At 61.9% G+C, this 14,644-nt stretch carries 12 protein-coding genes; 2 read left to right on the forward strand and 10 right to left on the reverse strand.

The window, feature by feature from the left end:
* The first annotated feature begins 81 nt into the window (after nucleotides 1-81).
* Both JJQ51_RS08170 and JJQ51_RS08175 read left to right on the forward strand, forming a co-directional pair.
* A complete protein-coding gene (locus tag JJQ51_RS08170) occupies nucleotides 82-1,017 on the forward strand; it encodes a tyrosine recombinase XerC (RefSeq protein ID WP_269244679.1) in 936 nt (311 codons plus the stop codon).
* Nucleotides 1,018-1,165: 148 nt separating this feature from the next.
* The gene (locus tag JJQ51_RS08175) at nucleotides 1,166-2,257 is read left to right on the forward strand and encodes a TraB/GumN family protein (RefSeq protein WP_269244531.1); all 1,092 of its coding nucleotides are present in this window, start codon (nucleotides 1,166-1,168) and stop codon (nucleotides 2,255-2,257) included.
* Here JJQ51_RS08175 and JJQ51_RS08180 read toward each other — a convergent pair.
* The 10 genes from JJQ51_RS08180 to JJQ51_RS08225 form a co-directional block, all read right to left on the reverse strand.
* Nucleotides 2,241-2,747, reverse strand: coding sequence for a DUF2867 domain-containing protein (locus JJQ51_RS08180; RefSeq protein WP_186449532.1), 507 nt, complete (start codon nucleotides 2,745-2,747; stop codon nucleotides 2,241-2,243). The genes JJQ51_RS08175 and JJQ51_RS08180 overlap by 17 nt on opposite strands.
* A 101-nt stretch (nucleotides 2,748-2,848) precedes the next feature.
* Complete coding sequence (locus JJQ51_RS08185; protein ID WP_269244532.1) at nucleotides 2,849-5,710, reverse strand: M16 family metallopeptidase; 2,862 nt, start codon at nucleotides 5,708-5,710, stop codon at nucleotides 2,849-2,851.
* A gap of 112 nt (nucleotides 5,711-5,822) precedes the next feature.
* A complete protein-coding gene (lpdA, locus tag JJQ51_RS08190) occupies nucleotides 5,823-7,229 on the reverse strand; it encodes a dihydrolipoyl dehydrogenase (RefSeq protein ID WP_269244533.1) in 1,407 nt (468 codons plus the stop codon).
* 27 nt (nucleotides 7,230-7,256) lie between these two features.
* Nucleotides 7,257-7,895, reverse strand: coding sequence for a LysE family translocator (locus JJQ51_RS08195; protein ID WP_269244534.1), 639 nt, complete (start codon nucleotides 7,893-7,895; stop codon nucleotides 7,257-7,259).
* A 17-nt stretch (nucleotides 7,896-7,912) separates the two neighbouring features.
* Nucleotides 7,913-8,668 carry an SDR family oxidoreductase gene (locus tag JJQ51_RS08200; protein ID WP_069613392.1) on the reverse strand — a complete coding sequence of 252 codons (756 nt, stop codon included), beginning with the start codon at nucleotides 8,666-8,668 and terminating at the stop codon, nucleotides 7,913-7,915.
* Nucleotides 8,665-9,186: a hypothetical protein gene (locus tag JJQ51_RS08205; protein ID WP_442967290.1), complete on the reverse strand. Its 522-nt coding sequence runs from the start codon at nucleotides 9,184-9,186 to the stop codon at nucleotides 8,665-8,667. The genes JJQ51_RS08200 and JJQ51_RS08205 overlap by 4 nt, the downstream gene beginning before the upstream one ends.
* A 2-nt stretch (nucleotides 9,187-9,188) precedes the next feature.
* A complete protein-coding gene (locus tag JJQ51_RS08210) occupies nucleotides 9,189-9,938 on the reverse strand; it encodes a DUF4241 domain-containing protein (protein ID WP_269244536.1) in 750 nt (249 codons plus the stop codon).
* 15 nt (nucleotides 9,939-9,953) lie between these two features.
* Nucleotides 9,954-11,195 carry a 2-oxoglutarate dehydrogenase complex dihydrolipoyllysine-residue succinyltransferase gene (gene odhB, locus JJQ51_RS08215; protein ID WP_269244537.1) on the reverse strand — a complete coding sequence of 414 codons (1,242 nt, stop codon included), beginning with the start codon at nucleotides 11,193-11,195 and terminating at the stop codon, nucleotides 9,954-9,956.
* Nucleotides 11,196-11,219: 24 nt separating this feature from the next.
* A complete protein-coding gene (locus tag JJQ51_RS08220) occupies nucleotides 11,220-11,546 on the reverse strand; it encodes a YciI family protein (RefSeq protein ID WP_145636096.1) in 327 nt (108 codons plus the stop codon).
* Between the two features lie 11 nt (nucleotides 11,547-11,557).
* Nucleotides 11,558-14,542 (reverse strand): 2-oxoglutarate dehydrogenase E1 component, encoded by a 2,985-nt coding sequence (locus JJQ51_RS08225; RefSeq protein WP_145636094.1) that lies wholly within the window; start codon nucleotides 14,540-14,542, stop codon nucleotides 11,558-11,560.
* Nucleotides 14,543-14,644: the final 102 nt, after the last annotated feature.

The raw sequence follows: 14,644 nt of genomic DNA on the forward strand, positions 1-14,644 counted from the left end.
AAGCAGCGGGAAAATTAGCGATTCCATAACCTTCCTTCCTTCAAAGTGGCAGATGCGATCTGAATTTCAAGGGGTTTTCCACTGAACGAATTGCTTGTTATCGCCGACTCCAGGTTGATGGCGGAACGCAACCGCTGGCTTGACGCGCTTGGCCAGGAACGGCGGCTCGCCGCCCACACGCTGAATGCCTATGAACGCGACACGCGGCAATTCCTCACCTTCCTCACCGGCCATCTCGGCGGTCCGGCGACGATCGAGGATATTCACGCGCTCCGTCCCGCCGACTTTCGTGCCTTTCTGGCCGCCCGCCGCAAGGATGGTGCCGGTGCGCGTTCGCTCGGGCGCAATCTCGCGGGCCTTCGTTCGCTGCTGCGTTATCTGGAAAAGAAGGGCCTGGTGAACGCCGCGGGTGCCGCTGCGGTCCGCTCGCCGAAACAGCCGAAATCACTGCCGAAGCCCCTTTCCGACAAGCAGGCGATTACCGTCGTCAGTGACGAGGCGCAGCTGCACGAAGAGCCATGGATCGCTGCGCGCGATGCCGCCGTGCTGACCCTGCTCTACGGCTGCGGTCTGCGCATTTCCGAAGCGCTGGATCTGAGACCGCAGGACTTTCCATCAGGAGCGACATCGCTGCGCATCACCGGCAAGGGCAACAAGACGCGATTGGTGCCGTTGCTGCCGATCGTCACGCAAGCGGTCGATCAGTATCGCAAGCTCTGCCCCTATCATCTCGAAGCCGATGACGCCCTTTTTCGCGGCGCGCGCGGCGGCAAGCTGCAGCCGGGCATCATCCAGCACGGCATGCAGAAACTGCGCGGCGCCTTCGGGCTGCCGGATACGGCAACACCGCACGCGCTCCGTCATTCCTTTGCCACCCATCTCCTGGCTGGCGGCGGTGACCTCAGAACCATCCAGGAACTGCTCGGCCACGCCAGCCTCTCGACGACGCAGGTCTATACCGGCGTCGATTCCTCGCGCCTGCTCGAAGTCTACGACCGCGCCCATCCCCGCGCGTAAGGCCGTTCGTGCGCATAAGAAAAGATTAACCTCTCGCGTTAAGGGAATTTCCGTCTCGTTCGCGTAAAGCAGAACCATGTCCCGGCATGCCCTCCGAAAGCCGCTTTCCGGCGTTAGCGGTCATGCTCTCTGCGAACGGAAGATTCTGATGATTTCTGCCCTCGGGTCCAAGACGATGCGGTCGATGAAGCCGACGCTTGGCGATATGCTGCTCTGGCTTGCAACCGCCTTTCCGCTGATGCTTGCGGTGCTGTTGGTCGCGACCATGCTGACGCTGCAGCCGGCTCATGCAGAAGGTGCTGTGTCCGACAGTTGCGGCGGCAAGGATTTGATGGCCGAACTTCAGAAGAACGATCCGGCAAAATACGCCTCCATCATCGCCGCCGGCGACAAGGTGGAGAATGGCAAGGGCATCTTCTGGAAGATCGAAAAGCCCGGCCTGAAGCCGTCCTGGCTGCTGGGCTCCATGCACGTTTCGGATTCGCGCGTGCTCACCTTGCCGAAGGGTGCTGCCGACGCCGTTGCATCAGCCGATACGATCGTTGTCGAATCGGATGAAATTCTCGACGACAAGAAGGCCGCCGCTGCCCTCTTCGCCAATCCTTCACTCACCATGCTCACCGACGGCTCGACCATCAGCCAGCATCTGTCGCCCGAAGACAATGCTCGGCTGGAAGCGGGTCTGAAAGAGCGCGGCATTGCGCTCGCCGCCGTTTCGCGCATGCAGCCCTGGCTGATCTCGAGCTCCTTCGAGATGACGGGCTGCGAGGTTCGCCGCAAGACGGCCGGTGCGAAATTCCTCGACCAGAAGCTGGCGGGCGATGCCGCGGCCGAGGGCAAGAAGGTCGTTGGCCTCGAAACGCTGGCAGAGCAGGCCAAAGCCATGAGCGATCTGCCGATCGCGCTTCATCTGAAATCGCTGATGCAGACGCTCGAACTGGGCGACAAGATCAACGACGTCAATGAAACGATGACAGGCCTCTATCTCGCCGGCAATATCGGCGCGATGATCCCGATGCTGAAAGTGATCGAACCGGACCAGAAGATTACCGATGCCGATACCGCCGCCTTCGAACAGCGCATCATCCTCGATCGAAACAAGGTCATGGCCGAGCGCGCCGCGCCGGTTCTCGAAAAGGGCAATGCCTTCATCGCCGTTGGTGCGCTTCACCTCGTCGGCGATCAGGGCCTCGTGGCGCTGCTACGCAAGCAGGGCTTTACTGTCACGGCGGTAAACTGACCGCTCGCAACCGCTTGCCGAGATCGGCAAGCATCGTCGCGACGATCAGGCGGTGGAATGGCGTGATGATGGCGAGATAGATCCGACCCAGCAATATGTTCCGCCGGACGAGCGTCGTGGCATCAACCAGCCGGCGCCCCTGATCGTCATCACGCACGTCGATAACGACCCGAAAATCGAGATGCCGATCATCGAAGCCGAGCACGACCTGATTGTCGGACTTGCTGACGACGGGAAAGAAGCCGATCTTTTCCAGCTCCTGTGCCCGAAGGTCGCTGCTGGATTTCAAGCCGAACAAACTGGTTATCGCATCGCGCACTCGTATCAGCAGCCGCGCCCAAATCGGAAAGCGGCTCAGCATCGATCGGGCGGCGGCGATGGCCGTCAGATCCGAGTTCGGGATACTCAGCTCGTAGCAGTCAGCCCAATCGGCATCCGGCAGCGCCGGATGCGGCATTAGGGGCTTCACCATCAAAGGCCTTGCAGACATGATTTCATCCGCCTTTATTCGACGGCTGCAGACTACCACACATTGCAATGCTACCCGACCAACAAAAGCCGGCTGCGGCAATTTGGCCGGCAGATAATAGCCTAACGCACGGCCGATCCATCCGCCGGCAATATCTTCAACCGCCAGGAAGCATCAGGCTTCAGATAGGTCGTTGCGATGGTGCGGACATCCTCGGCGGTCACGGCTTCGTAGCCGCTGATGCTCCTGCGAATACGGTCGAGACGCCGAGGGTCTCTCTGAGCATCGCGAAGATTCTGGACCCAATAGCCGTTGGTCTGCTGCGAGCGCTTCACCGCTTCGATGATCGGAACCTTGGCCCGCGTCAGCTCATCGGGCGAAACATCTCCCTGACCGAGATCGGCGGCGATCTTATCCACCAGCTCAAAGAAGTGATCCACCTTGGCGGGCGTGGTTTCGACATAGAGATAGGCAAAACCATAGCCGGGGATCGACCTCGACAGATCGACCTCGCCCTGAGGGCTGTAGGTGGCGCCCTCGGCGATACGGAACTGGTCGATTAGGCGATTCTGCAGGATCGCGCCGGCGACATTGGCAGCGGCAGCACGCGGCAGATCCGAAAGGAAATCGCCGATCGGCATGGCGACGGCTGCACCGGCGCTGTCGCTGCGCCCATCGTGAAGGCGCACGACCGGATCGGTCGTCGGTGCCGGAAAGTGCACGCCGGAACCGTCACTGTGTTTCCCTTCGTCGCCGCGAACCGGCAAGGCGCCGAAGGTCTGCGCCGTCAAGCGAATGGCGTCATCGACCTCGACATCGCCGGCGATGATGACTTCGATCGGCCCCTTCGAAAGAGCGGGCTGCAGGAGGCCCTCGAAATCTTCCGGCTTCGCATCCATCAACTGCGTCCGGTCCGGAAATGCCCAGCGCGGATCGCCAGAATGCAGGAGGCCGGAAAGGTCGCGGCCGACCACGCTGCCTGGCGTCGCCTGAAGCTGGGGAAGCATGTTCAGATAGGCTTGCTGGACCCGTTTGAAAACATCCGGACGATAGGCCGCATCGGAGACGTAAGCAGTCAGCAGCTGCAATTGCGTTTGCAGATCGCGCGGCTGCGTCGTACCTTCGAATTTGAAAGCGGCATCCTGAATGGCGAAATCAATGCTCACGACCTTCGCGGCAAAAGCCTTCTGCATGTCGTCATAGCTGATGGCTTTCAGGCCGGATAGCGGCAGAGCCGGCGCCGCCCAAATCGGCAGCGGGCGATCGTTCGGCAGGTCCAGCCGGCCACGGCCGACTTCTGCGCGCACCAAAATCTCGTCAGCGCGATATTTCGTCGGCTTAACGGTCAGGCGGACGCCATTGGCGAATCGCACCATCGTAACGCCGAGATCATCGACCGTACGGCGTTCGACGATATCGCCGGGCTTGCCGAAATCGGTGTAGGGCCATGCGACCGAAGCCGTCTGTTCCGGCGCCTTTACCGCCACGGCGCGCGATTCGGCATAGGCTTTCTCCACAGCGGCATCGCCGCCCTCGAGCATTTGCGGGATTTGCAGCACCAGCTGCGGACCATTGCCGGTAAAGACGCGCTGAAGAACCTGGTTGACCTCTTCCGCCCGCAGGTCTTTCATCGCAGCATCAAACAGCGCCAGATCTTCCGCAGGCGAGGTGAAAACCATGTTTTCGCCGACGCTCCAGTTGAGCGAACCGGCAATATCCGGGCTCGTGCGCGTCGCGGCACCGCTCGCGGCTGCCTGGAGGGTGGAGCGATATTCGGCGATTTCCCTGTCGATCTCGCTCTGGTCGGCGCCGAACTGCGCTATGCGGCGCTGCTCCTGATCGATAGCGGCCAGGGCAGCCCGCCACTTCGCGGGATCGCTATCGGCGGAAACCATCGCCACATGGGCCGATTTCAGCAGATCCTGCGCACCGGCCTGCGCGCTGACGAAGGGCGGGTTGGGCTGCTGTGCCAGAACTGACAGGCGCCGGTTGAGAACGGCGAGGCCGATATCCTCCACCAGCTGCGCGCGGCGCTTGGCAGCCGTATCCGGCGATGCGTCGTAGGCCCGTGTCCAGGCAAGCTGCACGCGGGTCGCGCCACCCGGCACGATGACCGTGCCGACGCGCTCTCCATGGCTTTGGAGAGTGCCGAGATCAGGGTCTGCGGGTGCAGCTGCGGCGGGGACCCAATTGCCGAAGCGGTTGCGGATATCGGCTTCGATGGCGGCCGCATCGATATCGCCGACGACAATCAGGGTGGCGCGATCGGGGCGATAATAGCTGCGGTAGAAATCCCGCAGCAGATCGACCGGAGCGTTGCTGATAATATCGGTCTTGCCGATCGGCGGGCGCCGCGGCACACGCTGCCCTGGCAGCAGCTGAGCAAGCAAACCGGTCCCGCCGCGATATTGCGGCGTGTCGCGCAGCTTCTCTTCCGAAAGGATGACGCCGCGTTCGCGGTCGAAGGCGCCGGCGTCGAGCGTTAGTTCGCTCGCCGTCTCGCGCATCAGCATCAGGCCGGTCGAAACCATCTCCGGATTGGCTTCCGGCAGATCCAGCGCATAAACAGTTTCGCCATAGCTCGTCGACGCATTGGTATCCGCGCCGAAGGCCAGACCGAGACGCTGAAGGGTGCGCACCATCTCGCCTTCCGGCACATGGGTCGAGCCCTTGAAGGCCATATGCTCGAGGAAATGCGCCAGACCCTGCTGGTCGTCGCGCTCCTGCAACGAGCCGGCACCGATGCGGAAGCGGATCGCCACCTGGCCGGCGGGTGTCGCATTGTGCATTACGGCATAGCGCATGCCGTTCGGCAAAGTCCCAAAGCGAATTCCCTGCTCCACCGGCAGATCGCTTGCCGCCTGAGGCCAGCTGGCGACAGGCGTTTCTGCATAGGCGGGAGCCGCAACGGTAACGAGGAGTGCGAGCGCTGTCGCAACGAAAAGTTTCAGGGACAGGCGGCCGGCTGGGTTTTGACGTGACATGCTTGCTTTGTTGGTGAGAACGATTGGATGATGCGATGCACGGGAGCCCGTACATCGCATCATCAGGCAAGCATTGCAATCCCGGCGCTTGTCACGCCGGGACGGTTCGATCTTACATGTGGATCGGCTTGAAGAAGGTCGCGAGCGCGGCTTCCTTGACAGCTTCCGACATTGTGGGATGCGCGTGGCAGGTGCGGCCGAGATCCTCCGACGAACCGCCGAATTCCATCAGCACGGCAATTTCGTGGATCATTTCACCGGCGCCGAAGCCGACAATATGGCCGCCGAGCACGCGGTCCGTTTCCTTGTCTGCGAGGATCTTGACGAAACCGTCCGTCGCCAGCATGGCGCGGGCGCGGCCGTTGGCGGAGAACGGGAACTTGCCGACCTTGTAGGCGATGCCAGCAGCCTTCAGCTCTTCCTCGGTCTTGCCGACGGAGGCGACTTCCGGCTGCGTGTAGACGACGCTCGGGATGACGTCGTAGTTCACATGGCCGGCCTGGCCAGCGAGGATTTCCGCAAGCGCCACGCCCTCATCTTCCGCCTTGTGGGCGAGCATCGGACCCTTTACGACGTCGCCGATAGCATAGATGCCGGCGACGTTGGTCTTGAAGTGACCGTCGATCTCGACGCGGCCGCGATTATCGAGCGCCACGCCTGCTTCTTCGAGGCCGAGGCCTGCCGTATAGGGCTTGCGGCCGGTGGCGACGAGAACGACATCGGCATCGAGCACGACCTTGTCGCCGCCCTTGACCGGCTCGAAGGTGACCTTCGCGCCGTTGCCGGTTTTTTCCACGCCGACGACCTTGGCGCCGAGATGGAACTCAAGACCCTGCTTGGCAAGCATGCGCTGGAACTGCTTGGAGACTTCACCGTCCATGCCGCCGAGGATGGTGTCGAGATATTCGACGACGGTGACCTTGGCGCCGAGGCGCGACCAGACCGAGCCGAGCTCGAGGCCGATGACGCCGCCGCCGACCACGATCATCTTGCCCGGCACCTTGTCGAGCGCGATGCCACCGGTGGAGGAGATGATGACCTTCTCGTCGATCTCGAGCGGAACGCCCGGAATGCCGGCAACGTCGGAGCCGGTGGCGATGACGATATTCTTGCCTTCGATCTCGGTGACCTTGCCGTCTTCGGCCGTGACGGAAACCTTGCCGGCCGAAACGATCTTGCCGGTGCCCTGGAAGGCATCGATCTTGTTCTTCTTGAAGAGGAAGGCGACGCCATCGACGTTCGACTTCACGGTCGCATCCTTGTGCGCCAGCATCTTTTCAAGATTGAGCTTCGGAGCGGCGACTTCGACGCCGAGGACATCCATGCCATGGCCGGCATGATGGAACACTTCGGAAGCGTGCAGCAGCGCCTTGGACGGGATGCAGCCGACATTGAGGCAGGTGCCGCCATAGGTCGCGCGCTTTTCGACGACCGCGACCTTCAGGCCGAGCTGCGCTGCCTTGACTGCGCAGACATAGCCGCCGGGGCCGGTTCCGATAATGATCACATCGTAGGACATGTTTTAATTTCCTTGTTTGTATCTTTGTTAGTCAGTCGCCCGTGCCAAGGCGAGGCGGATGCCGAAGCCCACAAGCGCCGCTCCGGTGATGCGGTTGAACCATTTACCCGATGCGATGAAACGATCGCGCACCGGCTTGACGGTGAAGAAGGTGGAAGCGCCGGCAAACCAGGCGACAAGCGCTGCCGCCATGCCGATGCCGTAGCTGAACTGGATGAGCGCCGGCGTATCGTGATGGACGAGCGTCGAAAACAGCGACAGGAAGAACAGCACCGGCTTCGGGTTCAGCGCATTGGTGATGAAGCCCGTGGCCAGGCAGCGCCAGACGGAAACCGGCTTGCGATCTTCCTCGGTGATCTCGACATCCTTCACCTGAAAGCCGGATTGGCGGAAGGACTTGAAGCCGAGATAGACGAGATAGGCCACGCCTGCCCATTTGATCAGGCTGAACAGCATTAGCGACTGCGACACGATCAGGCCCAGGCCGAGAATGGTGTAGCTGATGTGGAAGAGCAGCGAGAAGCCCATGCCAAGGCCCGTCATCATGGCCGCGCGGCGGCCATGCACGATGCTCTGGCGCAGGATCACGGCAAAATCGGCGCCCGGAATAACGATGAAGATCGAGAACACCGCCATCAGGCCGAGGAATTCGAGAATATATGGCATCTATCGTCCCTTTCCGATCAGCGACCGCCGCTCACGTCGAGCACGGCACCGGTTATATAGGATGCATGCGGGCTCAGCAGGTAGAGGATGGCATCCGCGACCTCATCAGCCGTTCCCGAGCGCTTCATCGGCAATTGCGGCGCGATATCGCGCGCCCGATCCGGCAGTCCGGCGGCCGCGTGGATATCGGTATCGATGATGCCGGGCCGCACCGCATTCACCCGAATGCCTTCCGCCGCCACCTCGCGTGCAAGCCCGACAGTGAACGTATCGATCGCGCCCTTGGAAGCGGCATAGTCGACATATTGCCCGCCACCGCCAAGCGTCGCCGCCATGGAGGAGACGTTGACGATCACTCCGCCCTTGCCGCCATGCCGGGTCGACATGCGGCGCACGGCTTCGGCCGCCGCCAGCATCGAACCGGTGACATTGATGCGAAACATGCGGTCGATCCGCTCCGGCGTCATTTCATCCAGGCGCTGGATGACATCGACGATGCCGGCATTGTTGACGAGCCCGTCGATGCGGCCGAAATGCGCGTCGACCTTGGCAAAGATGGCTTTGATATCCTTGGGCTTGCCGACATCGCCGGCAACTGCGATCGCCTGGCCGCCGGCGTCAACGATCGTCCCAACCACAGCCTCGGCCGCATCCTTGTTGGACGCATAATTGACCGCAACGGCCCAGCCATGCTGAGCGGCTGCCAGACAAACCGCGGCACCGATGCCGCGGCTGCCGCCGGTCACGAGAAGAACAGGTGTGTCGTCGGTCATTGATTGCATCCTTTCAGACTAAGGACATCCCACGGCGCGACAGTTGCCTTCCCCTTGCCCCAGAGGGACGACTTCTGGATCGAGGGACCGAGCGCCGGCAGGAACAGCCGATCCGCCGCGCTCTCGCCTTCTCCCGGCAATGCGCGGATATGGCCTTTCAGATCCGAGGCATAGACCATGCCCTGCCACACGGTGCAGGCCCTGAGGTCGGCTCCCGTTACATCCCCTTCAGGACATTCGAACATGATCCGCCCATCGGCGCGCAGATGGTCGTCCGTGCGCATCACGATCCCATCGGCCACGATATTGGTGTTGCGCACTGCGAGCTTGAATCTGTTGCTGACGGATGATTCCGAGCCCATGGGCTCGAAGCGCAGCTCATAGGCATTGTCCATATCGACATAGACAGCCTTTTCCTGCACGCATTCTTCCGCATAGGCAGGCACGGAATTGACCGCGCAGGCCACCATTATCCAAGGCATCGAGGCCAGTCGGATCATCGCGGTTGCGATCGGCATCGTCATTGCCCTCCCGGCTCGCGCCGGCCGTCGGCATTTTCCATGACGCCGAAATCGGTGAACAGAACCAGCGGCCTGCCGGCGGCATCCAGCCCCCAAAACACCGGATAGAAGCCATCACCCCAGCCGCTCGAGAAGATGGCGACGTTGCCGCGCTTGCCCGATATCGGCCGATGTAACACGTAGTCGTCGTTATTCGGCTGCAGCTCGGAGGCCAGAACGTCATCATAGTAGTTGATATCCGACGACGACTTCTCTGCCTGGACCTGCTTTTCGCGCTCCTGGATCAGCGCGAAGGTGTCGGCATCCATGTAGCAGCCAAGACCGGCATCAACCGGATAGCCGAAGAACTCATCATTCTTCAGCGAGGTGATATCCTGGCCTGGGACCACGGCCAGTTCCCAGCGCACCGGCTTGCCCTCGGCAAAACGCATGCTGGCCGCAGCGATGCGGCCGAAGGCTTGATACAAGGTAACGGGATAATCGCCGGGAGAAACGGTGCGAGTAAATGCGGCGCGGTCAGGCCCGACGAGCGGGTCGCTGGCGACGATGCGCCCGGAGGTCAGTTCCACCTTACCGATGTGCAGGACATTGATCGAGCGGGCGGCAAGATCGGCGTCGCCAAGCGACGCCAGATCGAGATTGCTGCTGAGCTTGGAAATGTCGAACTCCGCCGCGCCGGCGGAGGATGGCACCCATGCGGCGACGGCGCATAGCAATCCGCGCAGCGTCCGCATGGGCCATGTCGACATGATCCAACGCTCCCCTTAGAGATCGAGAACGAGACGTTCCGGATCTTCCAGGCTTTCCTTGACGCGTACGAGGAAGGTAACCGCTTCCTTGCCGTCGACGATGCGGTGATCGTAGGAGAGCGCCAGATACATCATCGGACGAATGACGACCTGGCCGCCGATGGCGACCGGACGCTCCTGGATCTTGTGCATGCCGAGAATGCCCGACTGCGGCGCATTGAGGATCGGCGATGACATCAGCGAACCATAGACGCCGCCATTGGTAATGGTGAAGGTGCCGCCCTGCATGTCGGCCATCGCCAGCGTACCATCGCGAGCGGCCTTCGCCAGACGGCCAAGCTCCTTCTCGACTTCCGCGATCGACATCTGATCTGCATCGCGGATGACGGGAACGACAAGACCCTTGTCGGTGCCGACGGCCATGCCGACGTGGCAGTAGTTCTTGTAGATGATGTCGGTGCCGTCGATCTCGGCGTTGACAGCAGGCAGTTCCTTCAGCGCATGGGTGACGGCCTTGGTGAAGAAGCCCATGAAGCCGAGCTTCACGCCATGCTTCTTCTCGAAGATGTCCTTGTACTTGTTGCGCAGGTCCATGACGGCCTTCATGTCCACCTCGTTGTAGGTGGTAAGCATGGCAGCGGTATTCTGCGCATCCTTGAGGCGCTTGGCGATCGTCTGACGCAGGCGCGTCATCTTGACGCGCTCTTCGCGGTTGACGTCCTCGACAGCGGTCGGCGCGCGGGCGGCAACCGGTGCTGCCGGTGCGGCGGCCGGCGCCGATGCAGCCTTGGCAACGGCAGCGATCACATCGCCCTTCAAGACCTGGCCGCGCTTGCCGCTGCCTTCGACCTGATCGGCGGAGAGGTTGTTTTCAGCAAGCAGCTTGCCGGCAGCAGGCGCCGGCGGCATGGAGGAAGCCGGAGCGGAAACGGCGGGAGCGGCAACCGGTGCAGCGGCGGCGGGTGCCGGAGCAGCAGCAGCGGCAGCGGCAGCCTGTGCCGGAGCGGCAGCAGCGCCGTTGCCGGCGGAGATCTGGCCGAGCAGCGCACCGAGACCCACGGTTTCGCCGGCCTGGGCAACGATTTCGGAAAGCGTGCCGGCAGCAGGCGCCGGAACTTCGATCGTCACCTTGTCGGTTTCAAGTTCGAGAAGCGGCTCATCGGCCTTGATGGCATCGCCGACCTTCTTGAACCAGGTACCGACGGTCGCTTCGCTGACGGATTCGCCGAGGGTAGGAACGCGGATTTCAGTGGCCATTGTTCAAATCCTGATTTTTCGTCTTTATGAGTTGAATGGAATTCCGGCGACAGAGGACCGGAGAATGAGTGAGGGCATCGGCGAGATTTCGATACGGAAACCGAGCCCGGCGAGTAGGACGGGATCGGCATCGCCAAGCGACTTGGCCGCATCGGCATTCTCGACGTCGACGACAGCCACGCCGAAAGCACCATCGGCCGCGAAGACCGGGCCGACGACAATTGCTGTCCCGGCATTCGCATGTTCTCGCCAATAGGCGGCGTGTTGCTGCATGGCGGCCATCTCCTCCTCCGTGGCGTCATGCGGGAAGCTGGGGCGCGGCGGCACAAGTTTCAGATGAAAATAGGCCATCGCGCAACCCCTCAACCGCCAAGCGCGTCCTCAAGGAACGCCGCAAGCTGCGACAGATGCTTGGACATCAGGCCCGTCGCCGGCGAGGCGGCGGCCGGACGGCCGGTGTAGCGAACGCGCTGGTACTTCGCATCGATATGGGCAAGCACCCATTCCAGATACGGATCGATGAAGGACCATGCGCCCATGTTCTTCGGCTCTTCCTGGCACCAGACCATTTCCGCATTGCGGAAGCGGCTGAGCTCGTTGATGAGCGCCTTGGCCGGGAACGGATAGAGCTGTTCGATACGCAGCAGGTAGATATCGTCGATGCCGCGCTTCTCACGCTCTTCCAGCAGATCGTAATAGACCTTGCCCGAGCAGATGACGACGCGACGGATCTTGTTGTCCTTCTGCAGCTTGATCGGGCTGTCCTTGATCAGCTCCGCATCATCCCAGAGCAGGCGATGGAAGGAGCTTTCGCCGGCCATCTCCGCAAGGGTCGATACGGCGCGCTTGTGGCGCAGCAGCGACTTCGGCGTCATCAGGATCAGCGGCTTGCGGAAGTCGCGCTTCAGCTGACGGCGCAGAATGTGGAAGTAGTTCGCCGGCGTTGTGACGTTGGCGACCTGCATGTTGTCTTCGGCGCAGAGCTGCAGATAGCGTTCCAGGCGAGCCGAGGAGTGTTCCGGACCCTGGCCTTCATAGCCATGCGGCAGCAGGCAGACCAGACCCGACATGCGCAGCCACTTGCGTTCACCCGACGAGATGAACTGGTCGAACACGACCTGCGCACCATTGGCGAAGTCCCCGAACTGGGCTTCCCACAGGGTCAGCGCGTTCGGACGGGCAAGCGAGTAGCCGTATTCGAAGCCGAGAACCGCCTCTTCCGAGAGCATCGAGTTGATGACTTCGTAACGGGCCTGGGTCGGCGAGAGATTGGCGAGCGGAATGTAGCGCTCTTCGGTCTCCTGATCGTAGAGAACCGAGTGGCGCTGCGAGAAGGTGCCGCGTTCGCAGTCCTGACCGGACAGGCGGATCTTGTGGCCTTCGACGACGAGAGAACCGAAAGCCAGGGCCTCCGCCATCGCCCAATCGATGCCCTCGCCGGTCTGCACCATGTTGGCGCGGTTTTCCATGAAGCGCTGGATGGTGCGGTGCGCATGGAAGCCGGCCGGGATTTCCGACAGCTTGCGGCCGATTTCCTTCAGCGACTTCATCGGCACGGCGGTCTTGCCGCGGCGCTGCTCGTCGGCATTGTCGGCCGTGTGCAGGCCGGACCACTCACCGTCAAGCCAGTCGGCCTTGTTCGGCTTGTAGGACTGGCCGGCCTCGAATTCCTGCTCGAGATGAGCGCGCCAGTCGGCCTTCATCTTCTCGACTTCGCCTTCGGTCAGCACGCCTTCGCTGATCAGCCGCTGCGAATAGATCTGCAGTACCGTCTTGTGGGCGCGGATGACCTTGTACATGTTCGGCTGCGTGAAGGACGGCTCATCGCCTTCATTGTGGCCGTAACGGCGGTAGCAGAAGAGGTCGACCACGACCGGCTTGTGGAACTTCATGCGGAATTCGGTCGCGATCTTCGCGGCATAAACAACCGCTTCCGGATCGTCGCCGTTGACGTGGAAGATCGGCGCCTCGATCATCTTGGCGACGTCGGACGGATAGGGCGACGAGCGCGAGAAGGCCGGATTGGTGGTGAAACCGATCTGGTTGTTGATGATGACGTGCATCGTGCCGGCAACGCGGTGGCCGCGCAGACCGGAGAGGCCGAGGATTTCGGCAACGACGCCCTGGCCGGCGAAAGCCGCGTCACCATGGATGAGCAGCGGCACGACCTTGGCGCGCTCGGACAGCGGGATGATATCGCCGTCCCATTGGGTGGCGCCCATATCCTGCTTGGCGCGGGCCTTGCCCATGACCACCGGGTTGACGATTTCGAGGTGCGACGGGTTTGCCGTCAGCGACACGTGCACCTTGGCGCCGTCGAAATCACGGTCCGAGGAGGCCCCGAGATGGTACTTCACGTCGCCCGAGCCTTCGACTTCGTCCGGCGCGTAGGAGCCGCCCTTGAACTCGTGGAAGATGGCGCGATGCGGCTTGCCCATGACCTGGGAGAGCACGTTCAAACGGCCGCGATGGGCCATGCCGAACACGGCTTCGCGAAGACCGAGCTGGCTGCCGCTCTTGAGGATCTGTTCGAGCGCCGGGATCAGCGACTCACCGCCGTCGAGGCCGAAGCGCTTGGTACCCTTGAATTTGACGTCGAGGAACTGCTCATAGCCCTCGGCTTCGATAATCTTCTGAAGGATGGCCTTCTTGCGCTCGGGATTGAAGGCGATGCCCTTGTCCGGACCTTCGATGCGCTCCTGAATCCAGGCCTTTTCCTCCGGATTGGAGATGTGCATGAATTCGACGCCGAGGGTGGAGCAGTAGGTGCGCTCAAGGATCTCGATCATCTCGCGAATGGTCGCGAATTCGAGGCCGAGCACGTTGTCGATGAAGATCTTACGGTCGAGGTCGGCCTCGGTGAAGCCGTAAGCTTCCGGCGACAGTTCCTTGTAGTCTTCGACCGGGGCCGCAATGCCGAGCGGATCGAGCTTGGCATGCAGATGACCGCGCATGCGATAGGCGCGGATCATCATGATGGCGCGGACGGAATCGCGCGTCGCCTGCAGGACGTCGGTCGCGCTCGCCGGCGCTCCGGCGGTTTCGGCCTTGGCCTTCAGCTTGGTTTCGATGACCTTTTCGACAACGCCCCAGTCGCCATCGAGCGCGGAGACGAGATCGCCCTTTGCCGGGATCGGCCAGTTCTTGCGCTGCCAGGAGGCGCCCTTGGCCGCCTTCTTCACATCGTCGGGACTATCCTCGAGCGCCTTGAAGAACGACCGCCACTCGTCGGAGACCGATGAAGGATTGTCCTCGTAGCGCGCGTAGAGCTGCTCGATATAGGCAGCATTGGCGCCATCCAGGAACGAGGTGATCTGAAATTGCTCGTTGGCTTCTTGCCTTGCCATGGTGAATCTGCGGGCGCTCTCGCCCGTCTCCCAACTTGTTTGCATTGCCGGTTTTCGGGTTCCCGGCGACCGTATTTCGTCTGAGGCCATCAAGGCCGTCGG

It is taken from the genome of Rhizobium sp. AG207R (assembly GCF_027109195.1).
Classification (GTDB): domain Bacteria; phylum Pseudomonadota; class Alphaproteobacteria; order Rhizobiales; family Rhizobiaceae; genus Rhizobium; species Rhizobium dioscoreae.

Coding starts and splice junctions, on each gene's coding strand:
- odhB (WP_269244537.1), bottom strand. CDS start 11,195: ATGGCCACTGAAATCCGCGTTCCTACCCTCGGCGAATCCGTCAGCGAA.
- JJQ51_RS08225 (WP_145636094.1), bottom strand. CDS start 14,542: ATGGCAAGGCAAGAAGCCAACGAGCAATTTCAGATCACCTCGTTCCTG.
- JJQ51_RS08220 (WP_145636096.1), bottom strand. CDS start 11,546: ATGGCCTATTTTCATCTGAAACTTGTGCCGCCGCGCCCCAGCTTCCCG.
- JJQ51_RS08195 (WP_269244534.1), bottom strand. CDS start 7,895: ATGCCATATATTCTCGAATTCCTCGGCCTGATGGCGGTGTTCTCGATC.
- JJQ51_RS08210 (WP_269244536.1), bottom strand. CDS start 9,938: ATGTCGACATGGCCCATGCGGACGCTGCGCGGATTGCTATGCGCCGTC.
- JJQ51_RS08175 (WP_269244531.1), top strand. CDS start 1,166: ATGATTTCTGCCCTCGGGTCCAAGACGATGCGGTCGATGAAGCCGACG.
- JJQ51_RS08185 (WP_269244532.1), bottom strand. CDS start 5,710: ATGTCACGTCAAAACCCAGCCGGCCGCCTGTCCCTGAAACTTTTCGTT.
- JJQ51_RS08200 (WP_069613392.1), bottom strand. CDS start 8,668: ATGACCGACGACACACCTGTTCTTCTCGTGACCGGCGGCAGCCGCGGC.
- lpdA (WP_269244533.1), bottom strand. CDS start 7,229: ATGTCCTACGATGTGATCATTATCGGAACCGGCCCCGGCGGCTATGTC.
- JJQ51_RS08205 (WP_442967290.1), bottom strand. CDS start 9,186: ATGCCGATCGCAACCGCGATGATCCGACTGGCCTCGATGCCTTGGATA.
- JJQ51_RS08180 (WP_186449532.1), bottom strand. CDS start 2,747: ATGTCTGCAAGGCCTTTGATGGTGAAGCCCCTAATGCCGCATCCGGCG.